The 20774-nt window shown below is 49.8% G+C and carries 24 protein-coding genes; 22 read left to right on the forward strand and 2 right to left on the reverse strand.

From position 1 onward, the window contains the following. Positions 1–647 precede the first annotated feature (647 nt). The 8 genes from QQK89_RS26975 (at position 648) to pssA (ending at position 9200) form a co-directional block, all read left to right on the forward strand. Positions 648–1109, forward strand: a complete 462-nt coding sequence (locus QQK89_RS26975) for a CtsR family transcriptional regulator (RefSeq protein WP_284241879.1) — start codon at positions 648–650, stop codon at positions 1107–1109. A gap of 38 nt (positions 1110–1147) precedes the next feature. After that, entirely contained in the window at positions 1148–1672 is a 525-nt protein-coding gene (locus tag QQK89_RS26980; RefSeq protein ID WP_284241880.1) for a UvrB/UvrC motif-containing protein, read from the forward strand. 64 nt (positions 1673–1736) lie between these two features. Then, positions 1737–2774: a protein arginine kinase gene (locus tag QQK89_RS26985; protein ID WP_434481792.1), complete on the forward strand. Its 1038-nt coding sequence runs from the start codon at positions 1737–1739 to the stop codon at positions 2772–2774. A gap of 3 nt (positions 2775–2777) precedes the next feature. Then, positions 2778–5231, forward strand: a complete 2454-nt coding sequence (gene clpC, locus QQK89_RS26990; RefSeq protein ID WP_284241882.1) for an ATP-dependent protease ATP-binding subunit ClpC — start codon at positions 2778–2780, stop codon at positions 5229–5231. Between the two features lie 147 nt (positions 5232–5378). Then, positions 5379–5732: an antibiotic biosynthesis monooxygenase gene (locus QQK89_RS26995; protein ID WP_284241883.1), complete on the forward strand. Its 354-nt coding sequence runs from the start codon at positions 5379–5381 to the stop codon at positions 5730–5732. A 180-nt stretch (positions 5733–5912) separates the two neighbouring features. Continuing rightward, positions 5913–7280 (forward strand): DNA repair protein RadA, encoded by a 1368-nt coding sequence (gene radA / locus QQK89_RS27000; RefSeq protein ID WP_284241884.1) that lies wholly within the window; start codon positions 5913–5915, stop codon positions 7278–7280. 9 nt (positions 7281–7289) lie between these two features. After that, entirely contained in the window at positions 7290–8366 is a 1077-nt protein-coding gene (gene disA / locus QQK89_RS27005) for a DNA integrity scanning diadenylate cyclase DisA (RefSeq protein ID WP_284241885.1), read from the forward strand. An 87-nt stretch (positions 8367–8453) separates the two neighbouring features. After that, positions 8454–9200, forward strand: coding sequence for a CDP-diacylglycerol--serine O-phosphatidyltransferase (gene pssA, locus QQK89_RS27010; protein ID WP_284241886.1), 747 nt, complete (start codon positions 8454–8456; stop codon positions 9198–9200). Between the two features lie 149 nt (positions 9201–9349). Here the strand turns inward: pssA and QQK89_RS27015 are convergent, their stop codons facing one another. Next, a complete protein-coding gene (locus tag QQK89_RS27015) occupies positions 9350–9745 on the reverse strand; it encodes a DUF1573 domain-containing protein (protein WP_284241940.1) in 396 nt (131 codons plus the stop codon). A 150-nt stretch (positions 9746–9895) separates the two neighbouring features. Between QQK89_RS27015 and QQK89_RS27020 the strand changes: the two genes are divergently transcribed. Genes QQK89_RS27020 through gltX form a run of 4 tightly spaced genes read left to right on the forward strand, consistent with a single transcriptional unit; the run spans position 9896 to position 13730 of the window. Further along, the gene (locus QQK89_RS27020; RefSeq protein WP_284241887.1) at positions 9896–10987 is read left to right on the forward strand and encodes a PIN/TRAM domain-containing protein; all 1092 of its coding nucleotides are present in this window, start codon (positions 9896–9898) and stop codon (positions 10985–10987) included. A 50-nt stretch (positions 10988–11037) separates the two neighbouring features. Next, entirely contained in the window at positions 11038–11742 is a 705-nt protein-coding gene (ispD, locus tag QQK89_RS27025) for a 2-C-methyl-D-erythritol 4-phosphate cytidylyltransferase (protein ID WP_284241888.1), read from the forward strand. Between the two features lie 3 nt (positions 11743–11745). After that, positions 11746–12234, forward strand: coding sequence for a 2-C-methyl-D-erythritol 2,4-cyclodiphosphate synthase (ispF, locus tag QQK89_RS27030; protein ID WP_284241889.1), 489 nt, complete (start codon positions 11746–11748; stop codon positions 12232–12234). A gap of 32 nt (positions 12235–12266) precedes the next feature. Further along, positions 12267–13730, forward strand: coding sequence for a glutamate--tRNA ligase (gene gltX / locus QQK89_RS27035; protein WP_284241890.1), 1464 nt, complete (start codon positions 12267–12269; stop codon positions 13728–13730). A gap of 154 nt (positions 13731–13884) precedes the next feature. Here gltX and QQK89_RS27040 read toward each other — a convergent pair whose 3' ends face one another. Continuing rightward, positions 13885–14055, reverse strand: coding sequence for a hypothetical protein (locus tag QQK89_RS27040; protein ID WP_284241891.1), 171 nt, complete (start codon positions 14053–14055; stop codon positions 13885–13887). A gap of 208 nt (positions 14056–14263) precedes the next feature. On the opposite strand from QQK89_RS27040, the gene cysE reads away from it, so the two are divergent. The 10 genes from cysE (at position 14264) to rplK (ending at position 20770) form a co-directional block, all read left to right on the forward strand. Next, complete coding sequence (gene cysE, locus QQK89_RS27045) at positions 14264–14926, forward strand: serine O-acetyltransferase (RefSeq protein WP_284241892.1); 663 nt, start codon at positions 14264–14266, stop codon at positions 14924–14926. Continuing rightward, on the forward strand, positions 14923–16338 hold the full coding sequence (gene cysS / locus QQK89_RS27050) for a cysteine--tRNA ligase (RefSeq protein ID WP_284241893.1): 1416 nt from the start codon (positions 14923–14925) through the stop codon (positions 16336–16338). Before cysE ends, cysS begins: the two co-directional genes overlap by 4 nt. Positions 16339–16428: 90 nt before the next feature. Continuing rightward, the gene (locus QQK89_RS27055) at positions 16429–16872 is read left to right on the forward strand and encodes a Mini-ribonuclease 3 (protein ID WP_284241941.1); all 444 of its coding nucleotides are present in this window, start codon (positions 16429–16431) and stop codon (positions 16870–16872) included. A gap of 23 nt (positions 16873–16895) precedes the next feature. Beyond that, the gene (rlmB, locus tag QQK89_RS27060; protein ID WP_284241942.1) at positions 16896–17624 is read left to right on the forward strand and encodes a 23S rRNA (guanosine(2251)-2'-O)-methyltransferase RlmB; all 729 of its coding nucleotides are present in this window, start codon (positions 16896–16898) and stop codon (positions 17622–17624) included. Between the two features lie 3 nt (positions 17625–17627). Then, positions 17628–18152 (forward strand): NYN domain-containing protein, encoded by a 525-nt coding sequence (locus QQK89_RS27065; RefSeq protein WP_284241894.1) that lies wholly within the window; start codon positions 17628–17630, stop codon positions 18150–18152. 230 nt (positions 18153–18382) lie between these two features. Further along, complete coding sequence (sigH, locus tag QQK89_RS27070; RefSeq protein ID WP_091190671.1) at positions 18383–19033, forward strand: RNA polymerase sporulation sigma factor SigH; 651 nt, start codon at positions 18383–18385, stop codon at positions 19031–19033. 329 nt (positions 19034–19362) lie between these two features. Continuing rightward, a complete protein-coding gene (rpmG, locus tag QQK89_RS27075) occupies positions 19363–19512 on the forward strand; it encodes a 50S ribosomal protein L33 (RefSeq protein ID WP_015847242.1) in 150 nt (49 codons plus the stop codon). A 17-nt stretch (positions 19513–19529) separates the two neighbouring features. Next, positions 19530–19739 carry a preprotein translocase subunit SecE gene (gene secE / locus QQK89_RS27080; protein ID WP_091190672.1) on the forward strand — a complete coding sequence of 70 codons (210 nt, stop codon included), beginning with the start codon at positions 19530–19532 and terminating at the stop codon, positions 19737–19739. Between the two features lie 23 nt (positions 19740–19762). Next, entirely contained in the window at positions 19763–20296 is a 534-nt protein-coding gene (gene nusG, locus QQK89_RS27085) for a transcription termination/antitermination protein NusG (RefSeq protein ID WP_015847240.1), read from the forward strand. A 48-nt stretch (positions 20297–20344) separates the two neighbouring features. Continuing rightward, positions 20345–20770, forward strand: coding sequence for a 50S ribosomal protein L11 (gene rplK, locus QQK89_RS27090; RefSeq protein WP_284241895.1), 426 nt, complete (start codon positions 20345–20347; stop codon positions 20768–20770). The last annotated feature ends 4 nt before the right edge of the window (positions 20771–20774 follow it).

Below are 20774 nucleotides of genomic sequence, written 5' to 3' on the forward strand. Positions count from 1 at the left end.
GCAGGGTCCTGGGAGAGTAGGACGTCGCCAAGCAATGAAGAGCCTGTCGCAACATGCGGCAGGTTTTTTGTTTCCGCATAGTTATCAACGGTTCATCCACAACCTGAACAGCTGATCCACACTGGGATCAAGCTGCTTTTTTGTTTTTATATCCACATGTGAATAGTCTCGCAATTGCAACTTATCCTTAGATTGTGATGAAGTTGTGAATAATTCGTGGAATCCTCCTATTTTTCGCGCCTTTTTGACCTGGATAACTGAATAACCCCGTGGATAGTCGCCGATTATTTCTCCTCATCTGTTTATAACCTCCAAACTTATGTGTAATTACAGAATAGAACCTTTTCTTTGCTTATGCTTTCATGCACCTTTTATGCACATGTGTGAGTAGCTATTGGATTTGTGGCTTCAATTAAAGCAACAGCTGTGTGTTATAGGGATGGACTGTGTATAAATCGCCTCCATCCGCCCCATGATAGATAATGGCGATGGTATGACTGTTAAATTATCTGAAAATTGAAATTCCATGTATTGACCTTTCCTGATTTTTGCGTATAATAAAATTAAAGTCAAAGAAAGTCAAAGTCAGTTGAGGCAGCATTTCCACAAATGCATCCACAGCTCATGTCGCCAGGAGGTTGGTAAATTTGCGTAACATTTCCGATCTCATCGAGCAGTACTTGAAGCAGATGTTGCAGGAAAGCCCGGAAGGCGCTGTTGAAATTCAACGCAATGAACTGGCTGACAGGTTTTCCTGCGTTCCGTCGCAGATCAATTATGTCATTAGTACCCGGTTCACTCTAGAGAAGGGATACATGGTTGAAAGCAAGCGCGGCGGCGGCGGGTATATCCGGATTCAACGGGTCGACTTGCCGGCACTAAAGACGATTCAATTCCACATTCATCAGACGATTGGGGATTGCGTCGAACAAAGTGTGGCGGAGGGGCTGATTTATCAGCTGGAGGAGGCAAGACTAATTACGAAACGGGAAGCGAACCTGCTTCGGGCCGCGGTTGACCGCGACACCATCGCTGTAAAGCTGCCGCTTCGTGATGAGATCAGAGCCAGGCTATTGCGCTCCATGCTGATATCTTTATTAGCCAAATAGCGCCTGAGAAGGTTACACCGGAAGGGAGGGGATTCGGCTTGAATTGCCAAGAATGCGGCAAGAAGCCGGCAACGCTTCATTTTACGAAAATCGTGAACGGTGAAAAAACCGAATTTCACATCTGTGAATCCTGTGCAAGAGAACGGGGAGAAGGCATCCCCGGCGCTCCGAACGGGTTCTCCATTCACAGCCTGCTGTCGGGCCTTCTCGATTTCGATCCGAGCAGCACTAATGGCGCAAACAGCGCCAAGCAACAGCAGATGATCCGTTGTGACAACTGCGGATTGACGTATTCGCAATTCAGCAAGATCGGCAGATTCGGCTGCAGCAATTGCTATCGCCAATTCTCCGATAAGTTAGATCCATTGCTGAAACGGGTACATGGCAATGCGGTCCATGTCGGTAAAATACCGAAGCGTTCCGGCGGCCAAATTCAGTACAAGCGAGAGATTGAACAACTGCGGCGAGATTTGCAAAGCCGTATCGAACGAGAAGAATTTGAAAGCGCGGCTCATATTCGTGATCGAATCCGTGAGCTGGAGCGTAAAATAGTAGATCTGTAAGGCGCACGAAGGAGGTTTACTCTTGGCGAGTCATCGTTTCTCTGAACAAGCGTTAAGCGATTGGATGAAGGGAGTTGGACCTGACTCCGAAATCGTCATTAGCAGCCGAGTACGCATTGCGCGAAACTTGAGGCAATATCCATTCCCGATGCTTGCCACTAACCAGCAGTCGGTTGAAGTTATGAATCAGCTTACTGCCATAGGGCAATCCGACAAGCTTGATCCGGTGGGACATTTTGAAACGATCATTTTATCGGAGCTTAGCGAATTAGAACGTCGGGTACTTGTGGAAAAACATTTAATCAGTCCTAACCTAGCTAACGAATCCCGTGGAGGAGCCGTTATCCTCAGTGAAAACGAATCGGTCAGCATTATGATTAACGAAGAGGATCATCTTCGTATCCAATGTCTGTATCCGGGCTTTCAGGTCAAGGAGGCTTGGACACTAGCCAATCAGATCGACGATATTTTCGAGGAAGAAACCAATTATGCATTTGATGAGCAGAGAGGTTATTTGACGACTTGCCCAACAAATGTAGGGACTGGCATACGCGCCTCGGTGATGATGCATTTGCCGGCGCTGGTGCTGACTCAGCAGATTAATCGCATTTTGTCGGCCGTTACACAGGTTGGTCTCGCTGTCCGTGGAATGTATGGGGAAGGCAGCGAAGCTCTTGGCAATCTGTTTCAAATTTCGAATCAGATTACGCTAGGGCAGACTGAAGGCGAAATCATTGATAATTTGCATGGGGTAGCCAAGCAGATTATCGAACATGAAAGAGCAGCCCGCCAAAGGCTGATGTCCGAATCCCGGCTTCGGATCGAGGATCGGGTACGACGGTCTTACGGCATCTTGTCTTATGCGGCGGTCATGGATTCCAAAGAATCCGCGCAAAGACTGTCCGACGTAAGGCTAGGCGTTGATCTTGGCCTGCTGGATCATGTTACGAGCCAATCTTTAAACGAATTAATTGTAATGACACAGCCCGGGTTCCTGCAACAGACGTTCAACGAGAAGATGAGCGCTGACCAGCGGGATTACCGCAGGGCCGAATTAATCCGCAAACAATTGCGGGGTCAAACCGAGCATGGGGGTGCATGAAACATGATGTTTGGACGATTTACTGAGCGCGCGCAAAAGGTTCTTGCCTTGGCGCAGGAGGAAGCGGTTCGTCTTGGTCACAATAATATTGGTACGGAGCATATTTTGCTTGGCTTGATTCGCGAAGGGGAAGGCATTGCAGCGAAAGCTTTAATTGGGCTAGGCCTTGGACTTGAGAAAATTCAGGATGAAGTGGAAGCTTTGATCGGTCGCGGTCAAGAGCAGCCAACGAATATTGCTTATACGCCACGTGCGAAAAAAGTAATCGAGTTATCCATGGATGAAGCAAGAAAGCTTGGTCATACGTACGTAGGTACCGAACATATTCTGCTTGGCTTGATTCGCGAAGGAGAAGGCGTAGCGGCACGGGTTCTGAACAACCTTGGCATCAGCCTCAACAAAGCGCGTCAGCAAGTACTGCAGCTGCTTGGCAGCAGCGAAGCCGTATCGAGCAGCCACGGCTCACCTTCCAACGTGAGCACGCCTACGCTGGACGGCTTGGCCCGTGATCTTACCGCGTATGCACGCGAAGGCAATCTAGATCCGGTTATTGGCCGCAGCAAGGAAATTGAGCGTGTCATCCAAGTGCTCAGCCGCCGTACGAAGAACAACCCTGTTCTCATCGGTGAGCCGGGCGTAGGTAAAACCGCGATTGCCGAAGGTCTTGCACAGAAAATTATCGCCAACGAAATTCCGGAGACGCTACGCGACAAACGCGTTATGACGCTGGATATGGGTTCCGTTGTAGCCGGTACGAAGTACCGCGGCGAATTCGAAGACCGTTTGAAAAAAATTATGGATGAGATCCGTCAAGCCGGCAATATCATCCTGTTCATCGATGAGCTTCATACGCTGATCGGGGCAGGCGGCGCAGAAGGCGCGATCGACGCTTCCAATATTCTGAAGCCTGCGCTGGCCCGCGGCGAGCTGCAGTGCATCGGGGCAACAACGCTGGATGAATACCGCAAATATATCGAGAAGGATGCTGCGCTTGAGCGTCGTTTCCAACCGATTACGGTCGACCAGCCATCGCCGGAAGAAGCGGTTCAAATTTTGCACGGATTGCGAGACCGTTATGAAGCTCACCATCGCGTGAAAATTACCGATGACGCGATCGTGCAGGCCGTGAAGTTGTCCGACCGTTACATTACGGACCGCTTCCTGCCGGATAAAGCAATCGACCTGATCGACGAAGCAAGCTCCAAAGTAAGACTTAACTCATACACCGTACCGCCTAATCTTAAGCAATTGGAGAACCGTCTTGAGGATATCCGCAAGGAAAAAGACGCGGCGGTTCAAAGCCAAGAGTTTGAGAAAGCGGCAGCGCTTCGCGATACGGAGCAAAAGATCCGCGAAGAGCTCGACGTAACGAAAAACCAATGGAAAGAAAAACAAGGCCGCACGGATTCTGAAGTAACGCCTGAAGATATCGCACAAGTTGTCGCAAGCTGGACCGGTATTCCGGTTAGCAAGCTGGCGGAAGAAGAAACCGAACGCCTGCTTAAGATGGAAGACATTCTGCACGACCGCGTAATCGGCCAAGAAGATGCGGTTAAAGCGGTATCGAGAGCGATTCGCAGAGCTCGTGCAGGTCTTAAGGACCCGAAACGTCCAATTGGTTCCTTTATCTTCCTTGGTCCTACCGGGGTTGGTAAAACCGAGCTGGCCCGCGCGCTTGCGGAAGCGATGTTCGGCGACGAGAATGCGGTTATCCGCATCGACATGTCGGAGTACATGGAGAAACACTCCACGTCCCGTCTCGTCGGGGCTCCTCCGGGATATGTAGGCTACGAAGAAGGCGGTCAACTGACAGAGAAAGTACGCCGCAAACCATATTCGGTTGTCCTTCTGGACGAAATCGAGAAGGCCCATCCGGAAGTGTTCAACATCTTGCTGCAAGTGTTGGAAGACGGCCGCCTGACCGATTCCAAAGGCAGAGTGGTCGATTTCCGAAATACGCTAATTATCATGACTTCCAACGTTGGTGCGGATCAAATCAAACGTAATTCTTCGCTTGGCTTTACAGCCGTGCATGATTCGGGCCGCGAATTCAACCAAATGAGGGATAAAGTAATGGCGGAGCTGAAAAAAAGCTTCCGTCCGGAGTTCCTGAACCGGATCGACGAAACGATTGTGTTCCACTCGCTGGAGCAAGAGCATATCGCTCAAATCGTTACGCTCATGTCCGACGAGCTTCGCAAACGGCTGCGTGAGCAAGAAGTTGACTTCACGCTTACGGATACCGCGAAAGCATTTCTGGCCAAAGAAGGCTTCGATCCGCAATATGGCGCTCGTCCGTTGCGCCGCGCAATCCAGAAGCATATCGAAGACCGTCTGTCCGAGGATCTCTTGCTCGGCAAGATCCGCAAAGGCGATACCTTCGTCATTGACGAGAAGGATGGCGAGTTGACCGTAAACAAAACCGTAGCGGTGTCGGAAGAACCTGCTGCGAAATAAATGACTTACAGCAAGGCTGCCTAGTGCGAACCACGAGGCAGCCTTTGCTTTTTCATTCTATTTGACAATGATAATCATTATCGTATATGCTGATTGATATAATCATTTTCTTTTAATGGTGAAAGGTGCAGGGATGGAGGAATTATAATGATCGTTGTTACGAATACGATAAAAGTTAGAAAAGGCCATGGAGAGGAAGTAGCAGAACGTTTCCAGAAAACAAAAGGGATTGAGCAGACAATCGGTTTTGTGCGGATGGAGGTTATGCTCACCGAGGGGCTGACGGATTACGATGAGCTGAAAGTGAGCACGACATGGGAAGACAAAGCCTCCTTTGAGGGCTGGGTGAATAGTGACTCCTTCCGGCAGGCGCATGCGCACCGGGGAAGCAAGCCGGCGGAGAGCGGAAAAGGACAGGAGAACGAAGGAGAACGCATCATGCTAGGCTCCCACCTGACTACGCATCGCATTCTCGTTTCCCGTGAAGCGGCACATGTTTGATCTTTTTTGCATAAAAAATGACGTACAACAAAAGCTTTCTTTATTCCGTTATGGAGTAGAGAAAGCTTTTTGTATTTGCGCCAAGCAGCATGTCCGTACATTAGTTCGCAAGAAGGGGTTTATACCCTCCTCATAAAATGGTAAACTTTGAATGGAAACGCTTGTTAAAAGGAGCCTTGTATGGCAAAGATAAAGTTGAAGTTTGTATGTACTGAATGCGGGACGGAATCGCCGAAATGGCTGGGGAAATGTCCGGGCTGCCAGTCTTGGAACACGATGGTGGAAGAGAAGGAGACGGTCATTAAGACACAAGGTGTCGGTCTTCGCATGGCTCAGACGAAAGAAAAGCCGAAATCCATCATACATATAGAAAGCGGGCAGGAACCGCGTATTGAAACAAGGTTGCTGGAGCTTAACCGCGTACTCGGCGGGGGTGTTGTGCCAGGCTCGCTTATTCTGGTCGGCGGTGATCCTGGCATTGGGAAATCGACGCTGCTTCTGCAAACCTCGCATGCTTTGGCATCCAAAGGGCTAAAGGTTCTGTATATATCGGGGGAGGAATCCGTAAAGCAGACCCGCCTCCGCGCAGACCGTCTTGGTGCTCTTACGGAATCGTTGTTTGTCCTATGCGAGACAAATATGGAGCAAATCAATGATGCGATTGAAACGGTTCAGCCGGACTTTCTCGTTATTGACTCCATACAGACGGTGTACGATCCTTCCGTTCAATCCGCGCCGGGCAGTGTTGCCCAGGTAAGAGAATGTACCGCTCATTTCATGCGCGTTGCGAAGATTAACGGGATTGCAACCGTTCTTGTCGGGCATGTGACGAAAGAAGGCGCAATCGCCGGGCCTCGCCTTCTCGAGCATATGGTTGACTGCGTGCTGTATTTCGAAGGGGAGCGGCATCATACATACCGACTTCTTCGGGCAGTGAAGAATCGGTTTGGTTCAACAAACGAAATTGGCATTTTTGAAATGGGTGAAGAAGGCCTTCGGGAAGTAGCCAATCCGTCGGAGCTATTCCTGTCGGAACGCCCGCTTGGCGTATCGGGTTCTACGGTTGTGGCTAGCATGGAAGGAACGCGTCCGGTACTAGTCGAGCTTCAGGCTCTTGTCGCAGCAACGAATTTCCCGTCGCCGCGGCGAATGTCTACAGGGATCGACCATCACCGGATGGCTTTAATTATTGCGGTATTAGAAAAGCGGATCGGTATGTTTTTGCAAACGCAGGATGCCTATTTGAATGTAGCGGGCGGCGTGAAGCTAGATGAGCCGGCAGTGGATTTGGCTGCTGCAGTCTCGCTGGCATCAAGCTTTCGGGATGCACCTACTCGCCCCTATGACGTGATCTTCGGCGAAGTCGGCTTGACGGGCGAAGTGCGGGCGGTGTCCCGCGCGGAGCAACGGGTGAAAGAAGCGGAGAAGCTGGGCTTCAAGCGAGTCATTATGCCGGAGAAAAGCTTGAAGGGCTGGAAGGCTCCGGAAGGCATCGAGATCATCGGCGTGAGTACGGTAGCAGAAGCGCTGTCCGCAGCACTTGGATAGGGGGCAAATATGAAAGAACAAAGTCAGCAAGAAATCATGAATCAACTATTGCAATTAGTCGCGCCAGGCACCCCGTTCCGTGATGGGCTCGATAACGTGCTTCGGGCCAAAACGGGTGCGCTGCTAGTAGTCGGTTATAGTCCGGAAGTGATGGAAGTCGTGGATGGAGGTTTCTCCATTAATTGCGATTTCTCGCCAAACTATTTGTATGAGCTGGCCAAGATGGATGGAGCGATTATCCTTAGCGAGGATATGAAGCGGATTCTGTATGCCAATACGCAGTTGATCCCAAACAACTCCATTCCTTCGATCGAGACCGGCATTCGTCACCGCACGGCGGAGCGGGTAGCGAAGCAGACCGGTAAATTGGTCGTGTCGATATCCCAGCGGCGTAATATTATTACGTTATATCAGGGCAATTTGCGTTATTCGCTCAAAGAAATGGGCGTAATCTTGACCAAGGCCAATCAGGCGATTCAAACGCTTGAGAAATATAAGGTTGTACTTAGCCAATCGCTCACCAACCTGTCGGCCCTTGAGTTCGAAGAGTTGGTAACTCTGCAGGAAGTCGCCCATGTTGTACAACGCGTGGAGATGGTTCTGCGCGTCAAAATGGAAATCAAGCGGTATGTGACGGAGCTCGGCACGGAAGGTCGCCTCATTGCGATGCAGATGGAGGAGCTTGTTAACGGTGTAGACGAGGATGCCTGGTATTTGCTTAAGGACTATGCCAAGGATAATACCGATGACAAAATCCGGGAAATTCGTGCTGCACTCAAGAAGCTTAGTGCGGAGGATCTGCTTGACGCTCCGCCTATTATTCGCCTCTTAGGTTATACCCATACGGCTGCAATGGTGGAAGAAGCGGTATCACCGCGCGGTTTCAGGCTGCTGAACAAAATACCTCGGCTGCCATTAATTATTATGAATAACCTGATTGAACGGTTTGGACGACTTCCTCACATACTAATGGCAACCATTGATGAGCTTGACGAAGTGGACGGTATCGGAGAGGTTCGGGCACGCGCAATCAAGGACGGTTTGAAGCGGATCCAAGAGCAGATGTTCATTGACAGACAAATTTAAATCTCATACAATGGATGGAATGTGGACCGTATTCCAATCATACATTAGTAAACAGTTTTAGGGCATAGTAGAGAAGAGGTGGAATAGATGATCACTAAGTCGATACCGAGCCTTCTCACGGTCGGGAACTTATTCCTTGGAATAGCCGCCATTATTCTCGTGTTTAATGAAAAGCCGGAGACAGCCGCAATGATGGTTATTATTGCAATGCTGCTTGACGGCGTGGACGGCCGTGTAGCACGTGCGCTGAATGCGCAAAGCGAGTTCGGCAAAGAACTCGATTCGTTATCCGATGTGATCTCGTTCGGCGTAGCGCCGGCTTTTATTATGTATGTCGTAGCCTTTCAAGAACTTAATCCGACCATTGCTTGGATTATTACAGCGTTATTCCCGATTTGCGGTGCTTTAAGGCTGGCCAGATTTAATGTAGTAGCCGGGAAACCGGGTTACTTTATCGGTCTTCCTATTCCTGCTGCCGGAGGCGTGCTTTGTACCCTTGCGCTGTTTCAGGATGATATCGCCGTGTCGGTATTGTTAGCGAGTACGCTTGTGTTGTCTCTGTTAATGGTCAGCACGATTAAATATCCAAACTTCAAAAAAATCGGCATTTCCAAAAAAGCCATCTGGGCAATCCCGTTTGTGATTGCGCTGGCTATTTTTCTGGGGATCCAATTTCCTAATCAGTTATCCAAAATTATCTTTGTTCCTATGTTGCTATATGCGCTTTATGGTCTAAAAAAAAACGTTGATGGTCGTCGCGTGAAAAAACGCGCCCGCAAACGCCGTGCCCAAGAGGTACAGGATGAGAATGTACAATCGGAAACAACGGCATAACCCCCCCACAAAGTGAAGCAAAGCTTTGTAGCTTATGCCGATTACTTTGCGGGGACCCCGGTGTGGAAAACAAAAAATAGTATAGCTTAAACATAAAGAAGGAGCTGGCCCCTGATGGGGCAGCTCCTTTTTTGCGTACATGATTCGTATTACGTTAAGTTAAACAATCCAAGCGTGGAGCATTTGTCGTATTCATTGGCGACAACTTCGTCCAGCTGGATATCAAGCAGATTGCACATCGCCGTCATGTAGAACAAATTACGTCCTAGCTCGGTTTTGAGAACATCGCGGCAAGATTCGCATACATGGCCGGAAAGATGGCTTTGGAGCGTAGATTTGGCACTCTCGAGATTCAGTTCATCCGCATACTCTTGCTTGCGAGCGTTGAGCTCGATACAGCCGCAATCCGTTACGGCTTTCGTTACCGCGCGGTTAACGGATGCATTCGATTGACCTAATTTGGACATGACATCAAGCAGGCTACGATGCCTAAGCAATAGTTCGGACACTTGCTGCTGGAATTCCTCCAGTGTTGGAGCGCTCATCGATTCCACCTCTTTCATCAGCTTCATCTGCTTTAACTGCTACTTCCATTATAAGCATACCTTGCCTGCAATTCAAAATGAAAAATCATTCACGAACCTACGGTTTAGCACGTCCATTATTGGAACATAATTGTAATGGAGGTGGTATTTATGATGAGACGTATTATTCAAATGGCCGGTCTATTATTTGGCGGATTGGCGGGACTGGAAGTAGAAGGAAGAACGAATGGCATAGAAGGCTGGACGCAATCGTCGCTTGGTATTTGGGAAGGAACTAGCTTGTATTATTTCGCGATTGGGGCACTTTTTGGACTTCTTGTTGCGAGCATGGCTGCAGGACGGATTATCAAGAACATGCAGCGCGGAATCGAACAAACGGCCGCAATGCCGATGAAGGATCTTCTTGCGGGTGGCGGCGGACTTCTTGCGGGATTGTTTTTATCCGCTTTGTTGTATCCTGCTGTAGCCAAGATTGGCGGCCCGGGTCTTCTGATTCCGGCAATCATGTCGCTCTTCTGCGGGTATTTGGGTCTTCGGATCGGCCTTAACAAGAAGGATGAACTGGCGGCAGCATTATCGGCTATTCTAGAGCAGCGCAAAGCTCAGCCGGTGGTTGAAGAAACAAGCGGATTCGAAGAGCATAAAATTTTGGACACCAGCGTCATTATCGATGGCCGGATCGCGGATATTTGCAAAACCGGGTTTATTGAAGGCACGTTGGTTATTCCCGAGTTTGTACTGGAAGAGCTGCAGCATATTGCGGACTCCTCGGATCTTTTGAAGCGCAACCGCGGACGCCGCGGGCTCGATATTCTGAACAAGATTCAAAAAGAACTGGATGTCCGGGTGCTAATCTACGAAGGAGACTTTGAAGAAATAAGCGAAGTGGACAGCAAGTTGGTTAAGCTGGCAAAAGTGCTGAAAGGCAAAGTCGTAACGAATGACTTCAACCTGAATAAGGTATGTGAGCTGCAAGGCGTATCGGTTCTCAATATCAACGATCTGGCAAATGCAGTGAAGCCCGTCGTCCTTCCCGGTGAAGAAATTATCGTACAAGTTATTAAGGACGGCAAAGAACACGGACAAGGTGTCGCTTACCTGGATGACGGCACAATGATTGTTGTAGAGGGCGGACGCGATTATATCGGCACAACGATGGAAGTGCTCGTAACTAGCGTTCTGCAAACCTCGGCAGGCCGAATGATATTCGCAAAACCTAAATTGTTGGAAAAAGCGCTGTAACCTTGTATAGTAGGGAGTAGTTGTTCGATACGTACGAGGGAGATTAGGCGATGAATGCACATTGGGGAGCGGTTGTCGTTGCGGCCGGACGCGGCTCGCGGATGGGAACCGCAGAAAGCAAACAGTATTTGCCGCTTCATGGCAAGCCCATTCTCGTTCACACGCTGGAACTATTCCAGGCAATGGACGAGATTGCCGATATCGCGCTAGTTGTTGGCGAAAGCGATGTTGAGCGTTGCAAGGGGCTAGTCATGGAGTACAAGCTGAGCAAGGTTACGGCTGTAGTGGCAGGAGGAAGCGAGCGGCAGCATTCCGTATATGCCGGGATCAAGTCGTTGTCGCCGGCTGCCGAATGGGTGATGGTGCATGACGGCGTGCGGCCGCTTATCACGAAGAAGGCTATACGTGCCTGCTGTGAGAAAGCCGAGCACAGCGGTGCAGCAGTTCTTGCCGTTCCGGTCAAGGATACAATTAAACAGGTAGACGACTCGGGTCTGATCGTTGCAACACCGGACCGCCGAAGCTTGTGGGCGATACAAACGCCGCAAGCTTTTCGTCGTGATTTGCTGACTTCGGCGCATGAGAGAGCGGTGGCGGAACATTTTCTCGGCACGGACGATGCTATGGTAGTGGAGCGGACAGGCGCGCCTGTCGCGATCGCGGAAGGCGATTATACGAATATTAAGATTACGACGCCGGAGGATTTGCCTTGGGCCGAGTTTTTGCTGGAGAAACGCATGGAGAGAGGAGAATAAACAATGATTCGAGTAGGACAAGGATTTGATGTGCATCAGCTGGTGGAGGGCCGTCCGTGTATTATTGGGGGCGTGACAATTCCTTATGAGAAGGGGCTTCTGGGCCATTCTGACGCGGATGTATTGCTGCATGCCATTTCAGACGCTATTCTAGGGGCGCTTGGGCTAGGCGATATCGGCAAGCATTTTCCGGACACATCCGAAGATTTCAAGGATGCGGACAGCTTGAAGCTGCTGGAGCATGTATGGTCGCTGGCTAAGGAGCGGGGATACAAGCTGGGCAACTGCGATTCAACGATCATTGCGCAACGTCCGAAGATGGCGCCTTATATTCCGCAAATGGCGGAAATCATCGCCCGTGCGCTGGATGCGGAGATCGAACAGGTTAACGTGAAGGCGACAACGACGGAACAGCTCGGATTTACCGGAAGAGGAGAAGGAATTGCGTCCCAGTCGGTTGTCTGCTTGATTAAGGATGGTATAATCAAATAATGGTTTAAGTTATACGAGAGGGGTCATTCACGATGACACAAGAAGTGAGAGTCCGTTATGCACCGTCCCCGACGGGTCATTTACATATCGGTAATGCCAGAACGGCCTTATTTAATTATTTGTATGCACGCAGCTTAGGCGGCAAGTTCATTATCCGGATTGAAGATACGGACGTGAAGCGCAACGTGGCGGGCGGAGAAGAAAGCCAGCTGAAATATTTGAAATGGCTTGGCGTTGACTGGGATGAAAGCATTGATATCGGCGGCGGTTACGGTCCTTACCGTCAAACCGAACGTTTGGATATCTATAAAGAATACTGGCAGGATCTGCTCGACCGAGGTCTTGCTTACCGTTGCTACTGCACGGAAGAAGAACTGGAGCAGGAGCGGGAAGAGCAGACGGCCCGCGGCGAGACGCCTCGCTATTCCGGACGCCATCGCAACTTAACGGAGGAACAACGTCAGGCGTTTGAAGCGGAAGGCCGCGTTGCGAGCGTGCGGTTCCGTGTGCCCGAAGGCAAAAGCTATGCTTGGGACGACATGGTCAAAGGTTCGATCAACTTCGATACCGCTGAGATGGGCGATTGGGTAATCGTGAAGAAGGACGGTATTCCAACTTATAACTTCGCGGTTGTTATCGATGACTACCTGATGAAGATCAGCCACGTGCTGCGCGGCGAAGACCATATTTCCAACACGCCGCGCCAGCTTATGATCTACGAAGCGCTCGGTTGGGAAGCTCCGAAGTTTGCTCATATGACGCTGATCGTGAACGAAAGCCGCAAGAAGCTCAGCAAACGCGACGAGTCGATCATTCAATTTATCGAACAATACGACGATCTGGGATACCTGCCTGAAGCTATGTTTAACTTTATTGCCCTTCTTGGCTGGTCTCCAGAAGGCGAGCAGGAGATTTTCTCCCATGACGAGCTTGTTAACGTATTTACGGCTGAACGACTGAGCAAGAGCCCTGCCGTATTCGACACGCAGAAGCTGAGCTGGATGAACGGCGAATATTTGAAAAAGATCGACTTGCAGCGTCTCGTGGATCTTTGTTTGCCGCATCTGCAAAAAGCAGGCCACGTAGCCGAGCAACTGGATGAAGCGGGACGCGAGTGGGTAACGGCACTTGTCGCTCTGTATCAAGAGAAGCTCCGCGCAGCATCGGACATCGTGCCGCTGACGGAATTGTTCTTCCAAGATACCGTGGAAGATGAAGAAGAAGCTGCAGACGTGCTTGCGGAAGAGCAGGTTCCTGCCGTTCTGGCGGCATTCCTTGCTAAAATCGAAGAAAACGATGCGGCTGCCTTTACGGTTGACGGCATTAAAGACTGGATCAAAGCGGTACAAAAGGAAACGGGCTTTAAAGGCAAACAGCTGTTTATGCCGATCCGCGCCGCGCTCACTGGCCAGACGCATGGTTCTGATTTGAACCAATCGATTGCTTTGCTGGGCCGAGACAAAGTCGTTAACCGCCTTAAGAACCGTCTGGGCTAACCCGAACAAGGCTGACAAGCTATGGGATAAATTCCTTGTCACCCTCATAGGGATTCGTTATACTGTTACTAATTACAATTCGATGACTTGAAAAAAGCCATGAACAGGAAAAGTACGTTTTACCGGATTTACAGAGAGGACAATCAGCAATCGCCTACAGCCAAGCTTGTCGTTTGGCATTTAGGGATGCGGGCTGCAAGTTGTCTAATTCGGGGAGCGGAAAATGCACCTGGGAGCTTTGTTCCGATCCGTAGTCCTTCCACTTCGCATACCGAAGCTGGCGGAGCGGGGTAGGCAACAACGTATCAGCCAACGTTACAGGCATTAAGACGGACAGCCCGAGAGGCATGGCCCGAAGCTCATTAAGATGCTTTTGGTCAGCATGCGATCAGGTTTGTTCAAGCAGAGTGGAACCGCGACGTTACACGCCCGCCTCTGCAGCATTTCGATGCTGCGGGGGCTTTTTTTATGTTTCAGAGATTGTTTTGTTTTCTTTTTGCGGGGGTTGCTGCACATGGGAGAGGAGAACACGCATGTTTCGCCATATTCGATCAGACATTAATGCAGTATTTGAGAACGACCCGGCGGCACATAGCCGGTTCGAAGTCATCTTTACGTATTCGGGGTTGCATGCCATATGGGCGCACCGGATTGCAAATAAGCTTTTTCGAAAAGGATGGTTTACGTTCGCGCGGATCATCTCGCAGTTCAGCCGTTTTATGACGGGCATTGAGATTCATCCCGGCGCGACTATCGGAGAGCGGCTTTTCATCGACCACGGAATGGGAATTGTGATTGGGGAAACATGCGAAATCGGCGACGATGTCGTTATTTATCAAGGCGTTACGCTTGGCGGGACCGGCAAAGAAAAGGGCAAAAGGCATCCCACCATCGGCAATAATGTTGTCATCGGTTCGGGGGCAAAAGTATTAGGTTCATTCAGCGTTGGCGATAATTCAAATATCGGATCTAATGCTGTCGTGCTGCGGGAAGTACCGGATAATTGCACCGTTGTCGGTAATCCAGGCAGGGTGGTCAAACGAAACGGCGAGCGGGTCGGAGACAGGCTTGACCATAAGCAGCTTCCGGATCCCGTTATTGAGATGTTCCGCGAAATGCACAAAGAAATAGAAAGTTTAAGGGCCGAAGTCGAGAAACTTCGCGAGCCTGTAGCTGGAGGAGAAACGAGATCATGAATGTACAAATTTACAATACGCTGACCCGTACAAAGGAAGCGTTCGTACCGCAGGAGCAAGGCAAGGTCAAAATGTATGTCTGCGGACCAACGGTATACGACTATATTCATATCGGCAACGCGCGTCCGGTTATTTTCTTTGATGTGGTGCGCCGTTACTTGGAATATGCAGGTTATGACGTGAACTACATCGTGAACTTTACGGATGTGGACGATAAGCTGATCAAGAAAGCGGAACAGTCGGGACTGACCGTGCCGGAAGTTGCCGATAAATTCATTCAAGCTTTCAATGAGGACATTGCGTCGCTTGGCGTGCATAAGGCTTCGATGAATCCGCGTGTTACCGAGCATATCCCATCAATCATCGCGTTTATTCAGGGGCTTGTCGACAAAGGCTATGCTTATGCAAGCGAAGGCGATGTATACTTCCGGACGACAAAGTTTGAGGAATACGGCAAGCTGTCGCATCAGAATCTGGAGGAGCTGCAATTCGGCATTCGGATCGAAATCGGCGAGCGCAAAGAAAATCCGCAGGACTTTGTATTGTGGAAAGGCGTGAAGCCGGGCGAGATCAACTGGGAGAGCCCTTGGGGAGCGGGGCGTCCGGGCTGGCATATCGAGTGCTCCGCAATGGCGCGCGAGTATCTCGGCGATACGCTTGATATCCATGGCGGCGGCCATGATCTGCAATTCCCGCACCACGAGTGCGAGGTTGCCCAGTCCGAAGCGTTTACCGGTAAGCCGCTTGCGAACTACTGGATGCATAACGGCTACATTCATATCAACAATGAGAAAATGTCCAAGTCGCTTGGCAACGGGATTACCGTTAACGAGCTGGTGAAGCGGGTGAAGCCGGCGGCTATCCGTTACTTTATTTTGTCGACCCATTACCGCAGCCCGCTTAACTTCACGGACGAGACGATCGCCCAAGCGGAGAACAGCGTGGAGCGGATTGCGAACTGTTCCGCGAACTTAAAGCACCGCCTATCGGCATTTGGCACGCCTGCTGCTTCCACGGAAGCGGGATCGGAATTAAGCGATCGTTTGGCGCAGATCAAAGCCCAATTCGAAGCGAAAATGGGCGATGACTTCAATACGCCGGATGCTATTACTGCCGTATTCGAGCTCGTAACGGAAGCCAATCAATACATGAACCGCGCGGACGCAACGGCGGAAGGAATGGCTGCCCTGCTTGAAACGCTGGAGCAGATGAATGCCGTGCTTGGACTCTTGCCTGAAGCAGACGCCTCAGTTGAACTTCTCGATGAAGAGATCGAAGCGCTGATTGTAGAGCGGACGGAAGTACGCAAAGCGAAAAACTGGGCACGCGCGGACGAGATCCGCAACCTGCTTACGGAAAAAGGCATTGCGCTAGAGGACACTCCGCAAGGGATTCGCTGGCGGCGCCTATAGGTTTAAACCGCGAATCGAATGGAGGAAGCGTACAAGTTGAACAGTAATGAACAGAAATTGGATATAACAGGGGAAGCGGGAATCGAAGGGATGGCAGGAGCTAGTCTCCTGTTCCATCGCCCGGCCAAGAGGACGCAGCTAATCAATCCGGTGGTGCTGGCTTATGTCGGAGACAGCGTGTTTGAACTGCTCGTCAGACAGTATTTGGTGTCGCTCCCCAATCATAAATCGCATCATTTGCATCGTGAAGCGACCAAGATTGTATCGGCCAAAGCCCAGCGCAAGCTGCTGGAGAAATGGCAGCCGCTGCTTACCGAAGAAGAGGCGGATATTGTAAGGCGAGGACGCAATACCAAGTCGGGTGCACCGCCGAAAAACGCCGATCCTGCCGATTATCGGCAGGCAACCGCATTGGAATGCTTGGTCGGTTATTTGTATTATGAAGATCGGATTGACCGTCTGAATGAATTGTTTGCGGCTGCAATAGCGCCGCAAGCAAATGAGCAGCAAGAAGAGAGGGAGGAAGAAGCGTGACCGAACGTTACAACCAAGAAGAAATGATTGCCGGAAAGCATCCTGTTATGGAGGCGCTTCGCTCCGGACGCGATATTAACAAGATTTGGATCGCCGAGGGCGCCCAGAAAAGCCTGACTCAACCGATTGTAGCGGAAGCCAAGCAACATGGCGTTATCGTGCAGTTTGTGGACAAGCGCAAGCTGGATACTATGGTGGAGGGCGTACAGCATCAAGGCGTTGTTGCCCAGGCGGCGGCTTTTGCTTATGCGGAGGTCGAAGATTTGCTGGCCAAAGCGCGCGAGCTGAACGAAACGCCGTTCCTGCTTATTCTCGACGAAATTGAGGACCCGCACAACTTGGGCTCCATTCTCCGTACGGCGGAATGTACCGGGGTTCACGGGGTTATCATTCCTAAGCGCCGTTCGGTTGGATTGACCGCAACGGTATTGAAGACCTCCGCTGGCGCGGCAGAACATGTACCGGTAGCACGCGTTACGAACCTTGCTCAGACGATCGACCGTTTGAAAGAGGAAGGCGTATGGGTGGCGGGTACAGACGTAAGCGCGCCGCAGGATGTGTATAAGACAAAATTTGATCTTCCGCTCGCGATTGTAATCGGGAATGAAGGCAAAGGCATGGGACGTTTGATCAAGGAAAAATGCGATTTCCTTGTTAAGCTTCCGATGCACGGCCGCTTAAACTCCTTGAATGCGTCCGTAGCAGCGGGCGTTCTGATGTACGAAGTGGTCAGGCAGCGCCGGAGTGTTTAGCCGATGAACCGGCGCAATGATATTTTGCTGGTAGACGGCTATAATATGATCGGCGCCTGGCCTATGCTCGAGAAGCTGAAGGAAATCGATCTGGAAGAAGCGCGGGACAAGCTGCTAGACATGCTGGCCGATTACCAGGGCTTCTCGGGAATGACGGTATACGTTGTTTTTGATGCCCATCAGGTTCCGGGACTTGGCGCGACATACAGGCATCATAAGCTTACGATCGTGTATACGAAAGAGAAAGAAACGGCGGATGAATGTATTGAGCGGCTGGTGTCCGAATTAATGGCCAGACGCCGTAATGTATTTGTGGCCACCTCGGATCTTGTCGAGCAGCATGTGGCGTTTGGCATCGGGGCTCTCCGGCTGTCAGCCCGCGAACTGCTCATCAATATCCAGCAAAACCGGAAGGCAATCGAGTTGACTTTGCGGGAAGATATACCTGCAAAGCGCAATACGCTTGATGGCAATCTTAGTCTCGAGGTGCGAACGAAGCTTGAACGACTTCGGCGCGGAGACAAATAGCAAGCATGATCGCCCATATAATTACAGAATTTCTATTAAAACGACTCTCTCAAAATGGCAAATCGGTTGACGGTGTAAGATTACATAATGTATACTGACTCTATATTTAGTGATGAGAACGGCAGTTTTATCGCTATTTTGTCTTGTTTAAATCGTTGTGGCAGGAAGCCATGGAGATAGGTTGCATATGAATCTAGCGGCGTACGCCTTGCAGGCCGGAGGGATAGTTTGTGAGCATCGACCTCAAAAAATGGAGTACGCTTGAATATGACTGCAGCTCTGACGAGGATATCGTAGAAGCGGTTCGTAACGGCGATAGTCTGGCTCTAGAATATTTGATCAACAAATATAAGAACTTTGTCCGTGCGAAGGCCCGTTCTTACTTCCTAATCGGTGCCGATCGGGAAGATATCGTGCAAGAAGGCATGATCGGACTCTATAAATCTATCCGCGACTTTAAAGGGGACAAGCTTGCGAGCTTTAAAGCTTTTGCGGAGTTATGTATTACACGGCAGATCATTACGGCCATCAAAACGGCTACCAGGCAGAAACATATTCCGCTTAATTCGTATGTTTCTTTGGATAAGCCGATTTATGACGAAGACTCTGACCGTACTCTTCTTGACGTCATTTGCGGCACCCGGGTTTCCGATCCGGAAGAGCTGATTATTAATCAAGAGGAATTTGTTGGTCTTGAAGACAAGATGTCCGAGATCTTGAGCGACCTGGAACGCAAGGTGCTCATGCTTTATTTGGATGGCAGATCGTATCAGGAGATTGCGGTTGACCTCGACAGGCATGTGAAGTCCATTGACAATGCATTGCAGCGAGTAAAGCGCAAGCTTGAGCGTTATTTGGAAGTACGGGATCTAAGCAGTTAGATCATTTATTTGTTGACTAATGAGAGAGTTGATAGGGCTGTTCGTTCGTCCGTCCGGCGTAAATCCGGTGGCGAAGAACAGCCTCTTTTAGTTTAAAAGCGGGAATTGTGACGATAATGGTAGGGACGAGGTTCTGGAGTCGCCATATTTCCATAATATTCGCTACGGCCCGGTGTATGTTTTCATTGACATTGGATTATGCCGTGTGATAAATTGTTTTAGGTAGGCCTTGAACAAGGCTTTGTTTTGTATTGGGGCCGAAGTTGCGATACCATAGAATATGTGGTGTTGTAATGTCAGTTATTTAGCAGTTCGGGAGGTGTAATTCAATGCGGGTAATTATCACGTTGGCATGCACAAACTGCAAACAGAGAAACTATGCGAGCAGCAAGAACAAACGCAATCACCCCGACCGCATCGAGTTGAAGAAGTTTTGCAAGTTCTGTAACGAGCAGACTCCTCATCGCGAGACGAGATAGTCATTGGAGGTGTTGACGTGGCATTTTTGGCTAAACTGAAGCAAAGCTTCGGAACAACGTTTAGTTTCTTTGCCGACAGCTGGGCAGAACTTAAGAAGGTTCGCTGGCCAAACCGTAAAGAGTTGACAAGCTATTCGATCGTCGTACTTCTAACGATCGCGTTTGTGACGATTTACTTTTGGCTTCTTGACATCGGGATCTCGTCTCTAGTTGAACTGATTGTTTAAGAAGGGTCCAAAGGTGGATTGGAATGGAAAAAAGATGGTATGTCGTACACACTTACGCCGGTTATGAGAACAAAGTGAAAGCCAATTTGGAGCGTCGCCTCGAATCGATGGGCATGGAAGATAAAATCTTTCGCGTTCTGGTTCCGATGGAAGAAGAAGTGGTAGAGAAGGATGGTAAGAAAAAGACCGTTCAGCGTAAAGTCTACCCCGGCTACGTCCTCGTGGAGATGGTTCAAACTGACGATTCATGGTATGTTGTTCGCAATACGCCGGGCGTCACAGGATTTGTAGGGTCAACTGGATCCGGATCGAAGCCGATTGCACTTATGCCTGACGAAGTGGAACAAATTCTCAAGCATATGGGTATGGAAGAGCCTAAGCCGAAGATTGAATTCGACCTGAAGGAAACCGTGCGCGTAAAAGTAGGCCCTTTTGCGGATTTTGTTGGTACAGTAGAAGAAATTCTGCTCGACAAATCGAAGCTTAAGGTACATGTCAACATGTTTGGCAGGGAAACCCCTCTTGAGCTGGATTACACTCAAGTGGAGAAGATTTAATATCCGGTTTCCGTAGTTTGGGATTACCACGGTAAGGAGGTGTAAGTCATGGCTAAAAAGGTTATCAAAATGGTCAAACTGCAAGTTCCTGCAGGTAAAGCTAATCCGGCTCCGCCGATTGGTCCGGCACTTGGTCAAGCAGGCGTTAACATTATGGCGTTCTGTAAAGAATTCAATGCCCGTACAGCAGATCAAGCAGGTTTGATTATCCCAGTTGTTATCACAGTGTTTGAGGACCGTTCCTTCACTTTCGAAACTAAAACTCCTCCGGCAGCAGTATTGCTCCGCGTTGCAGCAGGTATCGAAAAAGGTTCCGGCGAGCCAAACAAAAAGAAAGTTGCTACAGTTAAACGCGACAAAGTTCGTGAAATCGCTGAGCAAAAAATGCCTGACCTGAATGCAGCTTCCGTTGAAGCAGCAATGCTTATGATTGAAGGTACTGCACGCAGCATGGGTGTTACTATCGTTGACTAATTGT

Origin of the sequence: Paenibacillus glycanilyticus (genome assembly GCF_030161375.1) — a bacterium.
Lineage (GTDB): Bacteria > Bacillota > Bacilli > Paenibacillales > Paenibacillaceae > Pristimantibacillus > Pristimantibacillus glycanilyticus_B.